Origin of the sequence: Parahalioglobus pacificus (assembly GCF_014652275.1) — a bacterium.
Lineage (GTDB): Bacteria > Pseudomonadota > Gammaproteobacteria > Pseudomonadales > Halieaceae > Parahalioglobus > Parahalioglobus pacificus.
The window spans coordinates 1-18988 of record NZ_BMYM01000002.1; the positions used below are offsets into that span (position 1 = coordinate 1).

The window sequence follows — 18988 nt, forward strand, 5'->3', positions numbered from 1 at the left end:
ATAGTTGTGACAACTACTCCAACAAGTGCCCACACATCTGTCTTCATCTACTTGTTAAGCAACACCCAACTCGCCAGGAGTGGGTTATGGTTCGGGGTCATCCCCAAACGCGGACGCGTATTATACTCACCATCCGCTCCTTAGCAACACATTTTTAAAACTTTATGCTACTGCAGACCACCTTCAGGTGAAATTAGCTCTCTGAGATAAGCAATTGATTTTGCTTGCTTTTTGAGCAACTCTTCGAGGTGCGCTTTGCGCCCTGCCCCCCGAGAGGACGCGCACTATACGCAGCCAGAATTCTGGGCGCAAGCACTTTGTAAATTTTTTTCATGCGAGGAGTAAAAACCGCCTCACAGGTGGCGACAAACGCTACACCATCTCGAAAAGGTGGTATTTCTTCTTACCCAGGCGCACCAGGTAAAAGCGACCAAAGCGAGCCGCGTCCTGGCTGAATACGTCCGCAACCGCAGCATTTTGCGCCCAGGAAGCCGCCACACCGTTTACCAGCACCGCATCTCGCCCAAGGGCATCCTTGACCTGCTTGCCCGAAGCGGCCATTCCCGCCTCAGTCAGCATCTGGGTCAGGGTCTCCGGTAGTTCGGCCCGCGCTACTGTGGACGCAGGGAGACCGTCCTGACGCAGCTGCCCAAAATCATCTTCGGATAGTGCCTCAAAGGAACCACTGAACAAGGCATCAGTAATCCTCACGGCAGCCGCAAGGCCCTCGTCGCCATGCACGATTCGCGTGACCTCCTCGGCCAATACGCCCTGTGCAGCGGGTCTGCCCTGCCGCTCAGCATCGGACCGCTCAATCTCTGCGATAGCGTCGACATCCAGGAACGTGAAGAAGCGGAGGAAGTTGTATACGTCAGCATCCGCCGTACCCAACCAAAACTGGTAGAAGGCATAGGGCGAGGTGCGGGCCGGATCCAGCCATACCGTGCCTGACTCCGTCTTTCCAAATTTGGTGCCATCTGATTTCGTAATCAATGGCATGGTCAAGCCAAAGGCTTGATTGCCGTGCAACCTGCGAGTCAGGTCGATGCCGCCGGTGATGTTCCCCCACTGATCTGACCCGCCAATTTGCAAACTGCAACCGTGCCGCTTATTCAGTTCTGCGAAGTCATAGGACTGCAGGATCATGTAAGAGAATTCAGTAAAACTGATACCACTGCCTTCACGCTCAATGCGCTGCTTCACTGACTCCTTCTGGATCATGGCGTTAACGGAAAAGTGCTTGCCGATATCCCGCAGGAAATCCAACACACTGACATCCTCTGTCCAGTCGAGGTTGTTCACTACTTCTGCTGAGGCTTCGCCGGCATCGAAATCAATAAACTTGGAGACCTGGTCGCGGATCTTATCCACCCACCCGGCAACCACATCAGGGGTGTTTAGCTGACGCTCCTGCGCCTTGAAGCTGGGATCACCGATTAGCCCGGTTGCACCGCCCACCAGCGCCAGCGGCTTGTGACCGGCCAACTGAAAGCGACGCAACATGAGCAACGGCACCAGGGAGCCGATGTGGAGACTGTCGGCGGTAGGATCAAACCCACAATAGAGCGTGCGAGAACCACCATCCAACCAGGCAGGCAATTCGGCCTCACCTGCGATCTGGAAGATAAGGCCACGGGCCTCTAGGTCTTTCAGTAGTTCACTGCTCATTTGATTGCTCTTCGCTCCAGAGTCGGGAGGCCAAAAAAGGGGCGACAACGATACCGTATGGCAACCCAATTGCAAGCGCGAGGCGCTGTAGTCCCGAGCGGTTTTTTTATATACTCAACGGCGACCATATGGAATGAACATCGGGGCATGCTGACAGCGAAAAAACCGCGGGGAGCCACCGCAGTTCGCAGTGAGCGCAAAGGCATTCAAACCAGCCACATAATCGCGGCAGGTTTGTCGCTGCTTTTCATCGTCACTGCTACCCTCTTGTTGCCTGGCGAATCGCCAGAGACCAACAGTAAAACTGTGCAAACGGCGCAGGACTCAGCCACGCCCACCCCTGAAATAGCCTCGCAGCCAACCGTTGAGGCCATCGACATTCCAACGGCTGAGGTGGAGCCACCAACACCCCATTGGGTAGAACAAACCGTACGATCCGGCGACAACCTGTCCCTGGTGTTCAACCGCGCCGGCTTCAGTGATCGCGACATGTATAAAGTCGTCAATACCGCAGAGCACGGCAGAGGGTTGGGCAAGCTCTACCCGCGGCAAACCATCGCCTTCCAAACTGCCGACGACGGTAGTCTGGCAGCAGTACGCCATGTGCTCTCGCGACAGGAAACCGTCACCTATCTCCGCGAAGGCGACGGCTACACCAGCGAGAGAGTATTGAGAGAGCCTGAGGTGCGTGAGACCTGGGCGTCTGGTGAGATCGTCTCGTCGCTTTTTATTGCGGGCCAGGAAGCCGGGCTCAGCAACAACATGATCATGGAAATGGCACAGGTGTTTGGCGGTGTTATCGATTTTGTACTGGACCCTCGCAAGGGCGACACCATGCACCTCATTTATGAGGAACAGTACCTGGACGGGGAAAAGTTTGATGACGGTGACCTGATTGCCGCCTCGTTCACCAATCAGGGCAAGACCTTTAACGCGTATCGGTACACAGACAGCAGCGGCACCACCTCCTATTACAACGAGGACGGGGTGAGTATGAAGAAGGCCTTCCTCATGGCGCCGGTCGATTTCACCCGCATTAGCTCTAACTTCAATATGCGTCGCCTGCACCCAATTTATAAAACACGCCGCCCACACCGTGGTACTGACTATGCGGCGCCCACCGGCACGCCCGTGTATGCGGCGGGCGATGGACGTGTGACAAAAGCGGGCTATACGAAGGCCAACGGCAATTACGTATTCATTCAACACGGCGAGCGCTACGTCACCAAGTACCTTCATTTACACAAGCGCCGTGTGAAACAAGGACAGCGCGTTGCCCAGAACCAGGTGATAGGCACCGTTGGCATGACCGGTGCCGCCACCGGGCCACATCTGCACTATGAATTTTTGGTCGATGGTGTGCACCGCAACCCGCGCACCGTGCACAAGCAGCTGCCAAAAGCGAAATCCCTACCCAATTCGGAGTTGCCGCGTTTCCAAGAAGCAATCAGCGGCGTCTCCCAACAGTTGGCATCCCTGCAGCAAGCTGAGTCGCGTATTGCCAAGGCGAGCGCTGCCAGCAATAGCGACGCGCACTGACACCTCCCATGCCCGAGCGTCTAATGATCGGGCTTATGTCGGGCACCAGCGCCGACGGCATTGACGCCGCCCTGGTTAGCTGCGGTGCAGGCATTGCGCTGAAGGCAAGCCTCGATTTCCCACTGCCCGCCGACATTAAACAAGAGATTGTCGATATCAGTCACAGCGGCAGCGCCGAGATTGAGCGAATGGGCAGTCTCGATCGTCGATTGGGCATACTGTTCGCCGACGCAGTCGATGCATTATTGTCGAAGGCTGGCGTAGCACCCGCGGCTATCGCCGCAATTGGCAGCCATGGGCAGACACTACGCCATCGTCCCCCATCCGCGGGCAATGAGCCCGCTTTCACCGTGCAAATCGGTGATCCGAACACCATCGCCGAGCGCACGGGGATCACTACCGTTGCCGATTTCCGTCGACGAGACATTGCGGCCGGCGGTGAAGGCGCACCACTGGCTCCCGCCTTCCATGCTGCGGCCTTTGCCCAAGCCGGGAAAAACCGCGCCATCGTAAACATCGGCGGCTTTGCCAATGTCACCTTGCTCAGTGGTGAGACATTAATGGGTGGGTTCGATAGCGGACCGGGCAACACACTGCTCGACCAGTGGGTTTTGCAGCACCAGAGCCAGCCCTTTGATCGCGATGGCCAATGGTCCGCAGAAGGTAATTGCAACGACGACTTGCTGGCCGCCATGCTCAGCGACGATTATTTCAGTAGCGATGGACCTCGCAGCACTGGCAAGGAGCTCTTCAACCGCCACTGGCTGGAAACGTACCTACAAGCAACGCCAAGCATCAGAGCGCAGGACGTCCAATCGACTCTGTCTGAACTCACGGCCACGTCGATCGCACGGTCGATTACCGGCGCAGAGATCCCGGTGGATGAGATTTATGTGTGTGGCGGCGGCGCGCGCAATGTTGATTTGATGCGACGGCTTTACCGCCACCTCTCGCCACGCAAGCTCGAGGACACCTCGGCTCTGGGGCTAGACCCGGAATGGGTAGAGGCTGTGGCCTTTGCATGGCTGGCTGAGCAAACCTTGCAGCAGCTCCCGGGTAATGCACCGATAGTCACGGGAGCACAGGGCAAGCGGATTTTGGGCGGAATTTTCCCTGCCTGAGCATTGGGTATGCAGGCAGTGGTTTTCTAGAACTTAACGTAGCCCCGTTCTGAAACCAGGCGTTCTACTTCAATTCGACCGCTGGCCACCGTGCCAACAAACGGCTGTAACTCGGAGGGGTCAATGGCATTACCGCCCATCCACGTTTCGCAGGCACGGATTTCAATAACACCCAGCGCTGACAGCCTGGCAGCCAAATCAACCACTGATTTGTTTTCGAGGTAGGCCGGGCGCAGCAACGATCGCACGCCAGGGCCGTGCATCACGAAGGTTACCCGCGGCTGCCCATCCAGAGGCACTTCACCACTTTGCACCAAGGCGTCTGCGCGGGAGAGCAGCTGTGCAAACTCTTCTGTGGATTGCAGCTGTATATCCGCGACATAACCTTCAGTCTGGGCATGACTTGCAGCGGCAAGTAGCCACAGCGCAACAACGAAGAGGAAGCGGAATGGATCCTGTGCGTGCACGTTCAAGGATCAGATCGAGAAGGACGCGCCACACCCGCAGGTGGTGGTGGCGTTGGGGTTGTTGACGATAAAGCGAGACCCCTCAAGACCCTCTGTGTAGTCCACTTCCGAGCCCACCAGATACTGATAGCTCATTGGGTCTACTACCACGGTAACACCGCCCTTCTGAATGGCTGTGTCATCGTCCGCTGCGTCTTCCTCAAAGGTGAACCCATACTGAAACCCCGAACAACCACCGCCAGTGATATACACACGCAGTTTGAGGTCGGCATTCTCCTCTTCACTGACCAGTTCGCGCACCTTGTCGATGGCACGAGCGGTGAGGTTAATTCCAGTGGGATCGAAGCTTTCAGCAACAGCCATAGTGGTTGGGGCGAGCATCTCGCAGCGTTGATTGGACGAAGATTATGGTAAAACCTAGTATTTTGGTCAAGTTTGGCCAGCCGGCGCAGTGTCCGCGGCTGTGTCCTTATTTGGCGGCGTGGAGGCCCGCTTGCGCTTGGCTTTCTCGGTAACCGGCGGGTCTATGTGGGTGAGGTTGCCATTCACTTCGGCACCCACCGACATTTCCAGCAGTGCATAAAATACATTGCCCTCAACGCGAGCATTTGCCGCCAGTTCCAGACGCTCGGCACTGTAGACCTCGCCCTTCACTTCACCGTTTACAACAACCAGTGGTGCGCGAATATCACCCTCCACACGACCTTTGCCAACTATGCGCACAATCGCCGGGGCGTCCGGCTTGGCAATCACATTACCCTGGACCAGTCCTTCAATATCTAGGTTACCCGCGAAGTGAAGATCACCCACGATCGTCGTATCACTGGAAACCAGCGTGGTGTGGCCTGATACCTGCCCGGCCTTCTTACTTCCCAACATTGGTAAATTTCTCCTGTGGCTGCCAGATGTATTGCTCTCGGGCTTCCATATTACGAGGTGTACGCGCAGACGCCACCACATTGATCACCTCGGGTTGAAAACCCTCCGGCAGAGTGAGCTCACCCTCGACAGACTGGAAGTACTTGAATCGCAATTTCTGTACGCTGGTTTCCATGTCATCCGTCAGTGATGACAGCGGATAAGTTTTACGCTCACCGTCCACCGTACCCACGATTTCGGCATACAGCTCACCCTGCAGCGTGCTGTGCTTGCGGGCCTCTTGCTGGGCAACCAGGCGATAGAGATAGCGCCGTTCCACCCCGGTTGACACCAACTCCATCGGCCGCAGGCTCAAACCCTGCCCAATCTCACCCGGAGCCATGAGCCCGCGATAAAACTGGATGCCTTCTTCCAGCTCCGCGATTTGCAGTTTCTGCTGCGCAATCTCACGCCGTAAAATCTCAATGGTGGCGCGGTCCACTTCGTTACGCGTATCCAGGGAAACGATCTGCTGCTCCAGCGAAAGCACACCGGGATCGGCCTCGGCGGGCACCTGAGCATCCGCAACCAGCTCAGGTTCAGTTGGCTGTGGCACAGTGACGCCGCCGAGAATAAAGCCCGCGACAGCCCCGCCCCCAACCAACAGCAGGCCAAGCCCCGCCAGAAACAGTGGTCTGTAAGGATGCTCGCGGCGGACAACTGTCTTATAGTGGGAATCCGGCATGGATCAGGGCAGTAAGCCAATCTGCGTCAAGCCCAAGGTCTCCGGCATGCCGAGCATCAGGTTCATCGCCTGAATCGCCTGACCAGAGGCTCCCTTCACCAAGTTATCTTCGGTGACCATCACAACCACCGTGTTGCGCCCCTGTGGCTGCTCCACACTAATCTGCACGCGATTGGTACCGCGCACAGTACGAGTCTGCGGATAGGTGCCCGTCTCCAGAACATCGACGAATGGCTCATCGGCGTAACGTTCTGCGAACAATCCCTGCAAATCCACGTCTGTCCGTGTCAGCTGCGCATACAAAGTAGCGTGAATACCCCGCACCATCGGCAGCAGGTGGGGCACGAAAGTCACTGACACAGACTCGCCAGCGACTGCGCTCAACCCCTGCTCAATTTCCGGGAGGTGCCGATGACCACTGACCCCGTAAGCCTTGAAGCTATCGGAAACCTCACTGAGCAAGTTGTCGACTTTAGCCTGACGGCCAGCACCGCTAACGCCGGACGCAGCGCTGGCAATCAAGTTAACGGTGTCCACCACTCCTGCTTCCAGCAAAGGCAGGAAGCCCAGCTGTATCGACGTGGGGTAACACCCGGCGCAGGCCACCAGCTGCGCCCCGGCGATAGCATCTCGATTCAACTCGGGGAGGCCATAAACGGCCTTCGAGAGAAGATCAGGACTGGCATGAGGCTCGCCGTACCACTGGGACCACAGCTGGGCATCGCGGATACGGTAGTCCGCGGACAAATCAATGACCCGCGTATCTGCAGCGATAAGGTCGGGCACCGAGTGCATGGCCACGTTGTGCGGCGTGGCAAAAAACACGATATCACAGGCAGTGAGCTCAGCACTGGCTGGATCTGAGAACGCCAATTCGCAGTGACCTCGAAGGTTGGGATAGAGATCGTCAACGCGGCGCCCTGCCTCCGCGCGAGAAGTAATCACAGTGACGCGGGCCTCAGGATGAGCCGCCAACAGACGCAACAGTTCCACACCGGTGTATCCGGTACCGCCAACAATGCCTACACTGACCATAACAACCCGCCTTATTCCTCTGGGGCGCAATTCTCTCAGGGGCGACAGTATAAAAGTATTACCCGCCCTTTTAACTGGTAATATTGGCTTACCACAGGCGCAACCTCACTCACATGCTGAACCGGTTACTGGCCCAATACCGCCGCTATCTGACTAATTACGAATCGACACTGGCCTATGCCCTGCTCGGCCTGATCGGCGGTATCGCCTCTGGTCTCATAGTGCTAGCTTTTGAGGTCAGTATTCAGGAGATCGCCCTGCTGTGGGGTGTTGATGGCAGTGGCGAAGGGTTCGAGTCACTGCCGCGCTGGGCACTGTTTGCCTTACCCGTGGCCGGCGCAGTGGTGCTGGGCGTGGTGTTTTCGTTTTTGCGGCCCGAGGACCGGGAGACCGGGATAGTGCACGTGCTGAGTCGGATGCACTCGCACTATGGCGTGCTACCCGTTCGGAACGCGATCGTACAGTTCATTGCCGGCGCCTTCGCCCTGGCAACCGGCCAATCCGGCGGACGCGAGGGCCCTGGGGTTCATCTGGGCGGCGCCATCAACAGTCAGCTGGGCCAGCGACTCGGCCTCCCCAACAATAGCCTCAGGGTGTTGATCGCCTGTGGCACTGCCGGCGGTATCGCAGCCGCATTCAATACGCCGCTGGCGGGCGTCATCTTCGCCATGGAAGTCATCGTGGCCGAGTACACGGTGGCGGGTTTCTTGCCGGTGATCCTTGCAGCCGTCTCTGCCGCGGCCATCAGTCGTCAGTTTGGCGGTGGCGCCGCCGAGTTCTCTATGCCACCGGTCACGCTCAACTCGCTGTGGGAAATACCCTATGTGGTACTCCTTGGCGCCTGCTGTGGGGCTGCCATCGCGCTGTTTATTCGGATTAGCCGGCTCTCTGCGGGATTCTCACATTGGCCGGTGCTGTTGCGCTTCACGCTCGCGGGTTTACTGACAGGCTCGCTGGCCATTATGGTGCCGCAGATCCTGGGAATCGGGTATGACACTCTGGGTCTCGTCCTTGCCGGCAGACTCAGTCTTGCGCTCTTACTGGCAATCGCCGCCAGCAAGCTAATTGCCACCGCCTTTAGCGCGGGCATGGGGATGCCCATCGGCCTGATCGGCCCCAGCCTGTTGATCGGTGCCTGTATGGGCGGAGCGCTGGGCACCGTCGGCCAGGAACTGTTCCCTCAGCTGGCCTCCCAGCCCGCCCTCTATATTATGTTGGGTATGGGGGCCGCCATGGGCGCGGTGCTGTCGGCACCGCTGGCAGCCATACTGGCGATCATCGAGTTAACCCAAACCATCAGTATCGCTATGCCAGCGATGCTCGCCATCGTTACCGCCAACCTAACCAACACGGGCATTTTTCGCCAGCGATCCGCTCACCAAACGGTATTGCGGCACCTGAAGCGGCAGGTGCCGGATGATCCGCTCAACCAACTGCTGCACCGAACCAATGTCACCAGCAGCATGGAGATCAGCGTCACGCGAATGGACAGCACTCTCGCCCATACCGCCTTGGACACTTTCCTAAACGCGACGCCCGGCTGGTGTCTGCTGACACGGGATGGCGAGGACTTGTATCTCGTGAATGGCAACGCCCTGGCGGACTGGCTGCATTCGCAGGGAGAGCCGGATAGCGAGCAGCCAATAGACCTAACCCATGCCGATATTCGGCGCTGGAGCGTGGTATCGGTCCCCGAACAAGCCACACTACGACAGACTATGGATGCCTTGAAACGCGAAACGGCAGAGGCGGCATTGGTGTACAGTCGAGGCACGGGAGGCCAGCGAGTACTCCAGGGTATTGTTACCCGAGAAAGCATAGAGCGATTCTCACTGGCAAGGCTTTAGCGGCCATACACTCAAGACGTATCATGCGATACCACGCTGCTGGGAAAACGGGAGACACGCTTCGACAATGCTGTGGCTAAAAGCCTTTCATATCATTTTCGTGGTCTGCTGGTTTGCCGGCCTGTTTTATCTGCCCCGCATCTTCGTTTACTACGCGGCATCAGAACACGATGAGACGCGCGCTCAACTGGCCGTCATGGCACGCAAGCTCTATCGGTTTGTCACCCCATTTATGGTGCTGGCGATCGGGTTCGGCCTGGCCATGATGTGGATGAACCCCCAGTACTATCTGGCCGCGACATGGCTCTGGATAAAACTGGGGGGAGTGGCCTTTCTGGTTGTTTACCATTTCCAATGTGGCCGCTATGTCACCCAGATTAACAATGACCGCAACCGGCACGGGCATGTGTTTTATCGCTTCTTCAATGAGGTTCCTGTGCTCTTCCTGTTTGCCATTGTCATCCTCGCAGTCCTGAAACCCTTCTAGGTATTGACCAGTTTGGCGACTGGCTATCACGGCAGCTTGCCACCATAATTTGCGCCCCAACTAAGTACCAACAACCCAAAGGCTCAGCCATGACTGCATTCGAGACGCTTTTTGAAAAAGCCAAGGCACATATCCCCGGCGGCGTTAACTCACCCGTGCGGGCATTCAAGGCTGTGGGCGGCACGCCCATTTTCATCGATCACGCGCAGGGCCCGTACCTGTTCGACCCGCAGGGCAAGCGCTACATAGACTATGTGCTGTCATGGGGCCCCATGATCATGGGTCACAATCATCCCCACGTACGCGAGGCAGTGGTCGAGCAAAGCGCAAAGGGTTTGAGCTTTGGGGCACCCACCGAACTGGAAACAGCATTGGCGGACCGCGTCTGCGACATCATGCCCGGCATGGACCTGGTGCGGATGGTGAACTCCGGCACCGAAGCTACGATGAGTGCCATCAGGCTCGCTCGCGGTGCCACCGGGCGTGACAAGATCGTCAAGTTTGAAGGCTGCTACCACGGCCACTCTGATTCACTTTTAGTCAAAGCAGGATCAGGAGCGCTCACCTTCGGTGTGCCCAGTTCGCCGGGCGTACCTGCCTCGCTTGCCGACCACACCGTCACATTGACCTACAACGATAGCGACGGCGTTCGGGCGGCTTTTGAAGAGATAGGCAACGACGTGGCGTGCATCATCGTGGAACCCGTAGCCGGCAACATGAATTGCATTCCGCCGCTGCCCGGTTTTTTGGAAACACTGCGTGCTGTTTCTGACGAGTACGGAGCGATACTCATCCTCGATGAGGTAATGACCGGCTTCCGGTTCGGTTTACAGGGCGCGCAGGGCTATTACGGTATTGAGGCAGACCTGACCTGCCTCGGTAAGGTTATCGGCGGCGGCATGCCGGTGGGCGCTTTTGGTGGAAAGCGCGACATCATGGAGCAAATCGCACCGCTGGGCCCGGTGTACCAGGCGGGTACACTCTCGGGTAACCCCATTGCGATGGCGGCGGGCCTTGCTACGATGGAGGTTATCTCTGCCCCCGGATTTTACGAGCCGCTTTTTGAGCGCACGCGGGCACTGTGTGCGGGCATGGAGAGCGCCGCTGAGCGCGCTGGCGTACCTTTCACAACCAATCACGCCGGGACCATGTTCGGCGGCTTTTTCACAGACGCAGAGAGTGTCAGCAATTACACTCAGGTTATGAATTGCGACACTGATGCCTTCAACCGCTTCTTCCATGCAATGCTGGAGGCCGGTGTGTACCTGGCCCCAGCGTCATACGAAGCGGGCTTTATGTCAGCGGCGCACAGCGATGAGGATATCGCCATGACCGTGGATGCCGCGGCCCAGGCATTCGCGGCACTCTAGGGAACAAGCTCATGGTCTTTAACACGCAGCGTGGACACTATCCCCAAACACGGATGCGCCGCCTGCGGGCGCACGCATTCTCACGAGCGCTGGTGAGCGAGAATCAGCTGACTCCCAGCGACCTCATTTACCCGGTATTCGTGCTGGAAGGCACGGGGCAGAGAGAGGCCGTCCCCTCAATGCCAGGGGTTGAAAGGCTGTCCATCGACTTGTTGCTCACATTGGCTAGAGACGCCCACGCACTGGGCATTCCTGCGCTGGCACTGTTCCCCGTGGTGGGTGCCGAGAAAAAAAGCCTGAATGCAGAGGAAGCTTACAGCGCAGACGGTCTGGTTCAACGGGCCGTGCAGGCGCTGAAAGATGCAGTGCCTGACCTGGGCGTCATCACCGATGTCGCGCTTGACCCATTCACCACCCACGGTCAGGACGGCATTATCGATGACGCTGGTTACGTATTGAACGACACCACCGTTGAGGTACTGGTGCAGCAGGCCGCCTCTCACGCCGCAGCGGGAGCAGACGTCGTAGCGCCTTCAGACATGATGGATGGCCGTATCGGCGCCATCCGAAGTACGCTGGAATCTGCGGGGCATCACAACACACTGATCATGTCCTATGCGGCGAAGTATGCTTCCAGCTACTACGGGCCATTCCGGGACGCTGTGGGTTCTGCCGGCAACATCAAGGGTGGCAATAAGTACAGCTACCAAATGGATGTCGCCAACAGCGACGAAGCCCTGCATGAGTGCGCGCTGGATCTGGCCGAGGGGGCCGACATGATCATGGTCAAACCGGGTATGCCGTACCTCGATGTCGTCCAGCGCGTGAAGCAGGAGCTAAAGTCACCCACCTTTGCTTATCAGGTAAGCGGTGAGTACGCGATGCATGTGGCCGCGTTTGAACAAGGATGGCTCTCAAAAGAGGCCGTGATGCTGGAATCGTTAATGGCATTCAAGCGCGCGGGATGCGACGGCATCCTGACCTATTTTGCACTGGATGCTGCCAAAGCCCTGCAGTGAGCGCAGCAACAGTATGCCCTGGGTACTCCGTATAACTGCCATCGCACTATTGGCACTGACACCCAAGACCGTTAGCGCGGAATGCAGCTGCTTGTGGAAAGGCAGCTTTGCTGAGGTGCATTGGCAGGTGGACCGGGTAGTGAGCGGAACAGTTATCGCCACCAAGGGCAACTCCATAGACATGGGCGTAGAGTCTGACCTGCGCGGCGGTGATGCCTTTGACATCATCCGAATCTGGATGAAGACCGGTGACTATTGTCGTCCGGATGTAGAAAATTTCCCGCCGGGCACCCGCTGGGTGATGGCACTGCACAAAATTAAGAAACAGGTACCGGGCGGCTTTAATCCTGACACACCCAATATCAGCTACGGACGAGTCGGCGACTACAGCTTGTCCAACTGCGGCGGCTTTTGGCTGAGTCGCGTCGATGATGTCGTGACGGGAAATCTGGTGAACGGCCCACGCTTTGACCATGAGCCCCAAATGACACCGGTGCTAATGGAACTGATTGAAGCTCACGTGATGGGCAGGATCGAAGACGAGGCCCTGCTTGAAGCGTCACGTGATGACCCTGCCCTGCGCGAGCTAAAGCTGGATACCAAGGCGTTTGTTCGCGGGGACACTGAGCTGGACGCCAACCAACCTGGCGGTTCCGAGTAGACCGACGTGCTCTAACGCCATTGGGCCCGCGCTGCGTTCGGCCCTTCCAGAACATCCATTAACTCATCAAGCATGGCCAACGACAGGCCCCAGATACGCCTGCCCTCATAAAAGTAACAGGGCAAGGGCAGCTTGATATTGCCACGCTCCCAGACCATGCGCTCTCTGTTGTCTGTATCCAGCAGAAAGGAGAGCGGAATCCATACCACTTCAGCCACTTCGTAGTTCGGAACGAACTTCACGTCTCGCTGCAGATGAAAGACGAACGCACTGACCGCCATCCCCAAGACACGGCGGCTAGGACGCGCATTGATGTCCGACAACCGGCCGAGACAGTGATCGTCCGGCGTGAGCGCAAGCCCCACTTCCTCCCGGGTTTCCCTCAACGCAACTTCGAAGCCATTTTTGTCTGTGGGATCTCTACGCCCACCGGGAAACGCCATATGGCCTGACCAGGGATCGCCTTCGCGCTCTGCACGCTTGATCATCAGCACCTGGGTATCGTCACCATGCTCGCGCAATACGATGGCCACCGATGAACGCTTCATCAGCGGCCGCAACAGAGGCTTGCGGACCCGATGTCGCTGTAGCTGCTCGCGCAGAGTATCTATGTGGGGCGTGCTCAAGAGGCGACTCTTTTGACCGGCCGGTAGGGGCTCCGATTAAGCCAGTGATACCGTGCAGAGACAAGTTGATCGGTCGCCAAACCGTAGCGCCGCGCTTTGGTACACTGCCGCCGCCTCTTTTCTTTGCCTCTATGCCCTATGAGTGACACCTCGACAGACACTGCCAACACGTTACTCAGCCTCAAGAATGTCGGGCTGACCTACCGCGCACTGCCGGCGCTCAGGCGCATTGAATGGCGCATTTTCAAGGGGCAGCACTGGGCAGTGATCGGAGCCAATGGGGCAGGTAAAACCAGCATCGCTCGCATCGTTAGCGGGCAAGCCAGACATACGGGGCAAGTGACCCTGGACGACGAGGTGCGCAACAGCGGCGTCAATTATGTCTGTTTCGAGCAAGCCAAGGCGCTGTGTGAACGCGACAGGAAGCTCGATACCGCAGAATTCAGTGCCGATGCCCAGGACGCGGGAACCCGCGTCATCGACATGCTGGCGTCAAGCGGAGCAAGCGAGCTGGACATAACCGCCCTTTGCCAGCGCGTCGGTATCGACCATATTCTCAATAGAGGGTTGCGCTTCATCAGTACGGGCGAGATGCGCAAGACCCTGCTCGCCAGCGCCATTCTCGCAAAGCCTGGCCTGCTGCTATTGGACAATCCGCTGGACGGACTGGACAAGGCGTCGCAAACAACGCTCGCGGCAATCATCGAGGAATTACAGACTGACGGCATGCCCGTTATTGTTTTCTGTCGCCAACCGACGGATATACCGACCACCACGACCCATGTGCTGGCAATGTCGAATGGAGAAGTCTTAGCCAGCGGGGAGGCCGAACACGTGCTCGCCCGTCCAGAGGTTGCCTCCAGTCTCATGCCCCCACTGCCCGAGCTTGGAGCGCTGCCGCCACCCTTCCCACGCTCCTACACGCTGGAGGAGCAAGCGCCCTTGTTGCAGCTGCGAGACGTTGCAGTGCGCTACGGAGAGCTGCAAGTGCTAGCCGGTGTTAACTGGAGGTTTGCCCGGGGCCAGCACTGTTGCGTCGCTGGCCCCAACGGTTGTGGCAAGACCACCCTGCTCAGCCTCATCACTGGCGATAATCACAAAGCCTATGGACAGGACATCGAATTGTTCGGCGTGCGTCGTGGCAGCGGCGAGAGTGTATGGGATATCAAGCAGAAGTTTGGTCAGGTAGACACCCAACTGCATCTGAACTTTGCGGCTCGCATGCGGGTGATTGAAGTGGTGGTATCTGGCTACTTCGACTCGCTGGGCTTGTATGACAACTGGGGAGATTCACAGCGCCAGGGGGCGCAGGAATGGCTCAACTGCTTGGGACTGGGGGACATTGCTAACGCCAACTTCGATGAACTCTCGTTTGGCCTGCAGCGCATGGTTTTGCTAGCGCGGGCAATGGTGAAGTCTCCCGCTATCCTCCTGCTGGACGAACCCACGTTGGGTTTGGACGGCTATCACCGCGCGTTGATTCTAAGGGCAGTCGACCACATCGCCGCGCACGCCGATACGCAGGTCATTTTTGTCAGTCACTCCGCCGGAGAAATCCCCCAGTGCATTAACCAGTTCTTGCATTTTGAGCCGGCTGACGCTGGCTTTAACGTCAGCGTGCGATAGCGAATGAGTCGCTCAGTCAACCGGCTCAAAAAGCGCTATCGCGTGAATTCCCTGAGGGCCTCACACTCACTGCCTCGACAGTACAACAACCCTCGCTCGGCAGCCGCTCGCGCGGACGCATCATCACCGCTGGCTGCATAGGTTCTGGCCAATTCCAGGTAGATTTCACCGGAGTCAGCGTCGATACGCTGCGCGCGCTCCAGGTAACTGAGTGCCTGTTCATAGTCGCCACGACTACGGGCGGCGGCAGCACGCTCAACCAGACCACCGTAGGCGTCACTGGCATTGGGGTCACGCGCGGGCTCACGTTGTGGAGGTGCGGGTGTACTAGATGACGCAGAGGGTGCGGCTTCCGGGCTGGGCGGTGGCGGTGCGGTGGGCGCAGGTTGTTGCCCCGGCAAACTGTACACCGAACACCCGCTGGCAACGGTTACCATCGCCAGGACCGTTAAGGCCCTAAATGGCTTTATCATTGTTAGCTACCCCCACTAAACAAGCGCTGAAACCAGTCTTTCACCGGGTTTGAGCGCGCCGAGCAATTAGTGCGCTGCACAGGTTCCGACCCAGCAATGAAGGGAAGCATACGAGAGTTCGGGCAGCCCTTACCAGTGCGATAACCCAGTGACTCGTCGATATAATCCGGCTCAATGCCATTGGGCATGCGGTAGGCCAGCGGCCGCTTGGCAGCGCCGGCCATAAAGTCTGCCCATACCTTCAATGCACCGGAGCTGCCGGTCAGGCCAGTGCCACCGTTATCATCGCGGCCGATCCAGCTCACGGTCATGAGATCGCCGGAGAAACCAGCAAACCAGGAATCACGGCCATCGTTAGTGGTACCGGTTTTTCCGGCGACCGCGAAGTCACTGGGCAGGTAGCGGTACACACCGCGGCCCGTACCTTCCTGCACCACCGCACGCATGCCGTATTGCAACAGGTGAACCGGTTCTATGCCCACGGTACGCTCGTAGTTCAATACATAACGGGAGAGCGGCTCGCCGTTGGCATCCACGACATCACGAATACTGCGAAGTGGCTGGCGGAATCCGCCCGCGGCGATGGACTGGTACATCGCCGCCATCATCATTGGCGAGTACTCGCCAGCGCCTAACATCAATGCCGGCACCGCAGGGATATCGCCCGTGATACCCAGTCGACGCAGCATGTCGACCACCGTGGGGATACCGAGATTCATGCCCAAACGCGCCGTGGCCAGGTTGTACGAGTTGGCGAGTGTCTGATAGAGCAACACGTCACCGTGAGGTTGACGATCAAAATTGCGTGGCTCCCAGACCTGGCCATTAGGGCCGGTCACTTCCACACGTTCATCAGACAACACCGAGGCCAGGGAATACTGCTGGGGCTGCTCCAGTGCAGCGAGGTAGACCGCAGGTTTGAGCAGAGACCCCGCTGGCCTGCGGGCATCCAGCGCACGGTTAAAACCGGCATAGCGTACTCGCCGCCCACCCACTAGCGCAGCAACCTCTCCGTTGTCGAATCGAGTCACCACGCTGGCAGTTTCCAAGCCACCCTCGGGGTCTATCTGGTTCATTACCCGCGCAGTACTGCGCTCAAGTTGGCGCTGCAGCAGCGGGTCAAAGGTCGTGAAGATACTCAAGCCAAGCGTCGTAAGGTCCTCGTCACGGTACTGCTGCCTGAGCTGGCGTCGCACCAGGTCAAGGAAGCCCGGGTGTGTATCCCTGACCGTACGATTGCTATTCAGCCCCAGGGGCATGGCCTTGGCGATAGTGGCATGCTCAGCGCTAATGACCCCCTGCTCCACCATCACGTTGAGTACCAGATCACGACGCTCAGTGGCGCGCTCTGGATTACGCAAGGGGTTGTACAGAGAGGGACCTTTGATCATACCTACCAGCAGTGCCTGCTGGTGCAGCCCCAATTGCTCCAATGGCGTATCGAAATAATGCCGTGCCGCCAGCGCAAAGCCATGGATGGCCCGAGGCCCTTCCTGGCCCAGGTACACTTCGTTGAGGTAGCTCTCGAGTATCTCGGACTTGTCGTAATGCAGCTCCAGCAGTACCGCCATCACCAGTTCTGTCAGTTTGCGCACGATGGTGCGTTCGGGCGTTAGGTAATAGTTCTTTACCAATTGCTGGGTAATTGTGCTGCCGCCAGCAACGACCTGACCTGATCTGAAATTGCTCAGGGCCGCCCGGGCGATACCCGTGATGGAAAAGCCCCAGTGATCGTAGAAATGTTGATCTTCGACAGCCAGCAGAGCACCGGTTAGCGTCTCGGGCACATCCGACAATCTCACCAGAATGCGGTCTTCACCATGGGAGGGATAGATTCCCCCAATTTGCACCGGGTCCAGGCGCATGAGATCCAGCGATTGTCCCGCGCTGCTCATCGTCTGCACGCGATCACCAGCGATGCTCAGGGATACTCGCTGTGCAGGTTCGCGCTCATTGGGAAAACTGAATCCGCGCGTATAGATATCAAAGCGTCCGCCCGCGCGGGACACCTGCCCGGGCTGACCTGCGCTGCGCACCTTGCGGTATCCCAGTGCCTCCAGCTCGTAGGCCAGGTCGTCCGCAGACACCTGGGCGCCCACAAACAATTCCAGGGGCCTCGCGTAAACTTTGGCGGGCAGTTCCCACATTTTGTCGATGAACGTAGTGGTGATGCGCGCATCAAGGTAGATAAGTCCCAACAGGCCGATAACGGACAGGGCAAGGACTATTTTGAGCAGGGGGCGTTGGGTACGACTCATGAGGCGCGAGTGTACCGCAACTCAGTGTGATCGCAGCGATAGAGAGACCAGAAATCCCAGCCACGAGCCCATCATGCTGACTGGCTGCGCCGCAGCACCAAGCCCATGACGCAGCGCTTTCAAATACCCTGCGGATCAGGATAATGACCCGCTGTTTTACACAGGACACCCCCACATGAAGAAGTACAAGGTTTACGGCCTGGGCGCCGCGCTAGTCGATACAGAAATCAAGGTTGATGACCAGGATCTGAATGCCATGGGTGTCGACAAGGGCATGATGACTCTGGTTGATCAGGACCGGCAGAGTGAGCTTCTCCAACACCTGACGGGCCACATGGTTAAAGCCAGCCACGCCAGCGGCGGTAGTGCGGGGAACTCAATGATCGCCGCCGCCCTGTTTGGCGCCCCCACGTTCATGACCTGCAAGGTGGCCAACGATGAAGACGGCGCCATCTATCTGGCAGACATGGAGGCTGCAGGGGTCGATCACTGCCTACGGAATGGACGTCCCGAAGGCACCACCGGCAAGTGCCTGGTGCTGATCACACCGGATGCCGAGCGCAGCATGAACACTTTCCTCGCGATCTCCGAGAGCCTGTCGGAGGAGCAGCTGGATCCGCCTGCGATTGAAGATTCCGAGTACCTGTACATCGAGGGCTATCTGGTGACATCACCCACTGGCCGAGCGGCCGCCATACGCGCACGCGAGATCGCTGAAGCCGCGGGCGTGAAAACGTCTTTGAGCCTGTCTGACCCCGGGATGGTGGAATTCTTCAGAGACGGGCTGGCGGAGATGATAGGGGGTGGTGTTGATCTCGTTTTCTGCAATGAAGAAGAAGCACTGGGCTGGGGCCAGACCGATGACATGGACAGTGCGATTGAAGCACTGAAAGCTATCGCCAGACAGTTTGTCATTACTCGCGGCTCTCGCGGCGCACTGGCCTTTGACGGCGAAGCCTTGCACGAAATCCCCGCGCATCAGGTTCAAGCCGTAGATACCAACGGCGCGGGCGATATGTTTGCCGGCGCTTTCCTATACAGTGTCACGCGTGGTGAGGACTTCCCCACTGCGGGCCGCTTCGCCAGCCTGGCCGCCGGGAAAGTCGTATCACGCTACGGGCCGCGCCTGCCCGCCGAGGATCACCCGGCGCTGCGAGCAAGCTTCTTTGGCGACTAAAGCGTGAGTAA

18 protein-coding genes are annotated in these 18988 nt (G+C 58.0%); 9 read left to right on the forward strand and 9 right to left on the reverse strand.

Features of this window, described 5'->3' with window-relative positions:
• Positions 1–372: 372 nt before the first annotated feature.
• On the reverse strand, positions 373–1668 hold the full coding sequence (gene tyrS / locus IE089_RS08750; RefSeq protein WP_189477445.1) for a tyrosine--tRNA ligase: 1296 nt from the start codon (positions 1666–1668) through the stop codon (positions 373–375).
• Between the two features lie 147 nt (positions 1669–1815).
• On the opposite strand from tyrS, the gene IE089_RS08755 reads away from it, so the two are divergent.
• Both IE089_RS08755 and IE089_RS08760 read left to right on the forward strand, forming a co-directional pair.
• Complete coding sequence (locus IE089_RS08755) at positions 1816–3207, forward strand: peptidoglycan DD-metalloendopeptidase family protein (RefSeq protein WP_189477446.1); 1392 nt, start codon at positions 1816–1818, stop codon at positions 3205–3207.
• A gap of 8 nt (positions 3208–3215) precedes the next feature.
• Positions 3216–4328, forward strand: coding sequence for an anhydro-N-acetylmuramic acid kinase (locus tag IE089_RS08760; RefSeq protein WP_189477447.1), 1113 nt, complete (start codon positions 3216–3218; stop codon positions 4326–4328).
• Positions 4329–4354: 26 nt separating this feature from the next.
• Here IE089_RS08760 and IE089_RS08765 read toward each other — a convergent pair whose 3' ends face one another.
• The 5 genes from IE089_RS08765 to argC all read right to left on the reverse strand — a co-directional run bounded on the left by IE089_RS08765 (position 4355) and on the right by argC (position 7433).
• On the reverse strand, positions 4355–4795 hold the full coding sequence (locus IE089_RS08765) for a DsrE family protein (RefSeq protein ID WP_189477448.1): 441 nt from the start codon (positions 4793–4795) through the stop codon (positions 4355–4357).
• A 9-nt stretch (positions 4796–4804) separates the two neighbouring features.
• Entirely contained in the window at positions 4805–5158 is a 354-nt protein-coding gene (gene erpA / locus IE089_RS08770) for an iron-sulfur cluster insertion protein ErpA (RefSeq protein WP_189477449.1), read from the reverse strand.
• A gap of 66 nt (positions 5159–5224) precedes the next feature.
• Complete coding sequence (locus tag IE089_RS08775; protein WP_189477450.1) at positions 5225–5674, reverse strand: bactofilin family protein; 450 nt, start codon at positions 5672–5674, stop codon at positions 5225–5227.
• Positions 5661–6398, reverse strand: coding sequence for a DUF6776 family protein (locus tag IE089_RS08780; protein ID WP_189477451.1), 738 nt, complete (start codon positions 6396–6398; stop codon positions 5661–5663). The genes IE089_RS08775 and IE089_RS08780 overlap by 14 nt, the downstream gene beginning before the upstream one ends.
• Before the next feature lie 3 nt (positions 6399–6401).
• On the reverse strand, positions 6402–7433 hold the full coding sequence (gene argC / locus IE089_RS08785) for an N-acetyl-gamma-glutamyl-phosphate reductase (RefSeq protein ID WP_189477452.1): 1032 nt from the start codon (positions 7431–7433) through the stop codon (positions 6402–6404).
• 113 nt (positions 7434–7546) lie between these two features.
• On the opposite strand from argC, the gene IE089_RS08790 reads away from it, so the two are divergent.
• From IE089_RS08790 to IE089_RS08810, 5 genes are all read left to right on the forward strand, one after another.
• Entirely contained in the window at positions 7547–9280 is a 1734-nt protein-coding gene (locus IE089_RS08790) for a chloride channel protein (RefSeq protein ID WP_189477453.1), read from the forward strand.
• 67 nt (positions 9281–9347) lie between these two features.
• Positions 9348–9767: a protoporphyrinogen oxidase HemJ gene (hemJ, locus tag IE089_RS08795; protein ID WP_189477454.1), complete on the forward strand. Its 420-nt coding sequence runs from the start codon at positions 9348–9350 to the stop codon at positions 9765–9767.
• A gap of 89 nt (positions 9768–9856) precedes the next feature.
• Positions 9857–11137: a glutamate-1-semialdehyde 2,1-aminomutase gene (gene hemL / locus IE089_RS08800; protein ID WP_189477455.1), complete on the forward strand. Its 1281-nt coding sequence runs from the start codon at positions 9857–9859 to the stop codon at positions 11135–11137.
• Between the two features lie 11 nt (positions 11138–11148).
• Positions 11149–12156, forward strand: coding sequence for a porphobilinogen synthase (gene hemB / locus IE089_RS08805; protein ID WP_189477456.1), 1008 nt, complete (start codon positions 11149–11151; stop codon positions 12154–12156).
• Between the two features lie 13 nt (positions 12157–12169).
• A complete protein-coding gene (locus tag IE089_RS08810; protein ID WP_189477457.1) occupies positions 12170–12817 on the forward strand; it encodes a delta-aminolevulinic acid dehydratase in 648 nt (215 codons plus the stop codon).
• Between the two features lie 11 nt (positions 12818–12828).
• Here IE089_RS08810 and IE089_RS08815 read toward each other — a convergent pair whose 3' ends face one another.
• Positions 12829–13443: an NUDIX hydrolase gene (locus IE089_RS08815; RefSeq protein WP_229802690.1), complete on the reverse strand. Its 615-nt coding sequence runs from the start codon at positions 13441–13443 to the stop codon at positions 12829–12831.
• Between the two features lie 138 nt (positions 13444–13581).
• Here IE089_RS08815 and IE089_RS08820 point away from each other — a divergent pair, with 138 nt between their 5' ends.
• Positions 13582–15069 carry an ATP-binding cassette domain-containing protein gene (locus IE089_RS08820; RefSeq protein WP_189477458.1) on the forward strand — a complete coding sequence of 496 codons (1488 nt, stop codon included), beginning with the start codon at positions 13582–13584 and terminating at the stop codon, positions 15067–15069.
• Between the two features lie 35 nt (positions 15070–15104).
• On the opposite strand, the gene IE089_RS08825 is transcribed toward IE089_RS08820, so the two are convergent.
• Both IE089_RS08825 and mrcB read right to left on the reverse strand, forming a co-directional pair.
• Positions 15105–15542, reverse strand: a complete 438-nt coding sequence (locus IE089_RS08825) for a tetratricopeptide repeat protein (RefSeq protein ID WP_189477459.1) — start codon at positions 15540–15542, stop codon at positions 15105–15107.
• Between the two features lie 2 nt (positions 15543–15544).
• On the reverse strand, positions 15545–17800 hold the full coding sequence (gene mrcB, locus IE089_RS08830) for a penicillin-binding protein 1B (RefSeq protein WP_189477460.1): 2256 nt from the start codon (positions 17798–17800) through the stop codon (positions 15545–15547).
• Between the two features lie 175 nt (positions 17801–17975).
• On the opposite strand from mrcB, the gene IE089_RS08835 reads away from it, so the two are divergent.
• Positions 17976–18977, forward strand: a complete 1002-nt coding sequence (locus IE089_RS08835) for an adenosine kinase (protein ID WP_189477461.1) — start codon at positions 17976–17978, stop codon at positions 18975–18977.
• Positions 18978–18988 lie beyond the last annotated feature (11 nt).

Excerpts from the sequence above, each read along its gene's own strand:
- tyrS (WP_189477445.1), bottom strand. The coding sequence starts at position 1,668 with ATGAGCAGTGAACTACTGAAAGACCTAGAGGCCCGTGGCCTTATCTTC.
- IE089_RS08755 (WP_189477446.1), top strand. The coding sequence starts at position 1,816 with ATGCTGACAGCGAAAAAACCGCGGGGAGCCACCGCAGTTCGCAGTGAG.
- IE089_RS08760 (WP_189477447.1), top strand. The coding sequence starts at position 3,216 with ATGCCCGAGCGTCTAATGATCGGGCTTATGTCGGGCACCAGCGCCGAC.
- erpA (WP_189477449.1), bottom strand. The coding sequence starts at position 5,158 with ATGGCTGTTGCTGAAAGCTTCGATCCCACTGGAATTAACCTCACCGCT.
- IE089_RS08775 (WP_189477450.1), bottom strand. The coding sequence starts at position 5,674 with ATGTTGGGAAGTAAGAAGGCCGGGCAGGTATCAGGCCACACCACGCTG.
- IE089_RS08780 (WP_189477451.1), bottom strand. The coding sequence starts at position 6,398 with ATGCCGGATTCCCACTATAAGACAGTTGTCCGCCGCGAGCATCCTTAC.
- argC (WP_189477452.1), bottom strand. The coding sequence starts at position 7,433 with ATGGTCAGTGTAGGCATTGTTGGCGGTACCGGATACACCGGTGTGGAA.
- IE089_RS08790 (WP_189477453.1), top strand. The coding sequence starts at position 7,547 with ATGCTGAACCGGTTACTGGCCCAATACCGCCGCTATCTGACTAATTAC.
- hemJ (WP_189477454.1), top strand. The coding sequence starts at position 9,348 with ATGCTGTGGCTAAAAGCCTTTCATATCATTTTCGTGGTCTGCTGGTTT.
- hemL (WP_189477455.1), top strand. The coding sequence starts at position 9,857 with ATGACTGCATTCGAGACGCTTTTTGAAAAAGCCAAGGCACATATCCCC.
- hemB (WP_189477456.1), top strand. The coding sequence starts at position 11,149 with ATGGTCTTTAACACGCAGCGTGGACACTATCCCCAAACACGGATGCGC.
- IE089_RS08810 (WP_189477457.1), top strand. The coding sequence starts at position 12,170 with ATGCCCTGGGTACTCCGTATAACTGCCATCGCACTATTGGCACTGACA.
- IE089_RS08820 (WP_189477458.1), top strand. The coding sequence starts at position 13,582 with ATGAGTGACACCTCGACAGACACTGCCAACACGTTACTCAGCCTCAAG.
- IE089_RS08825 (WP_189477459.1), bottom strand. The coding sequence starts at position 15,542 with ATGATAAAGCCATTTAGGGCCTTAACGGTCCTGGCGATGGTAACCGTT.
- mrcB (WP_189477460.1), bottom strand. The coding sequence starts at position 17,800 with ATGAGTCGTACCCAACGCCCCCTGCTCAAAATAGTCCTTGCCCTGTCC.
- IE089_RS08835 (WP_189477461.1), top strand. The coding sequence starts at position 17,976 with ATGAAGAAGTACAAGGTTTACGGCCTGGGCGCCGCGCTAGTCGATACA.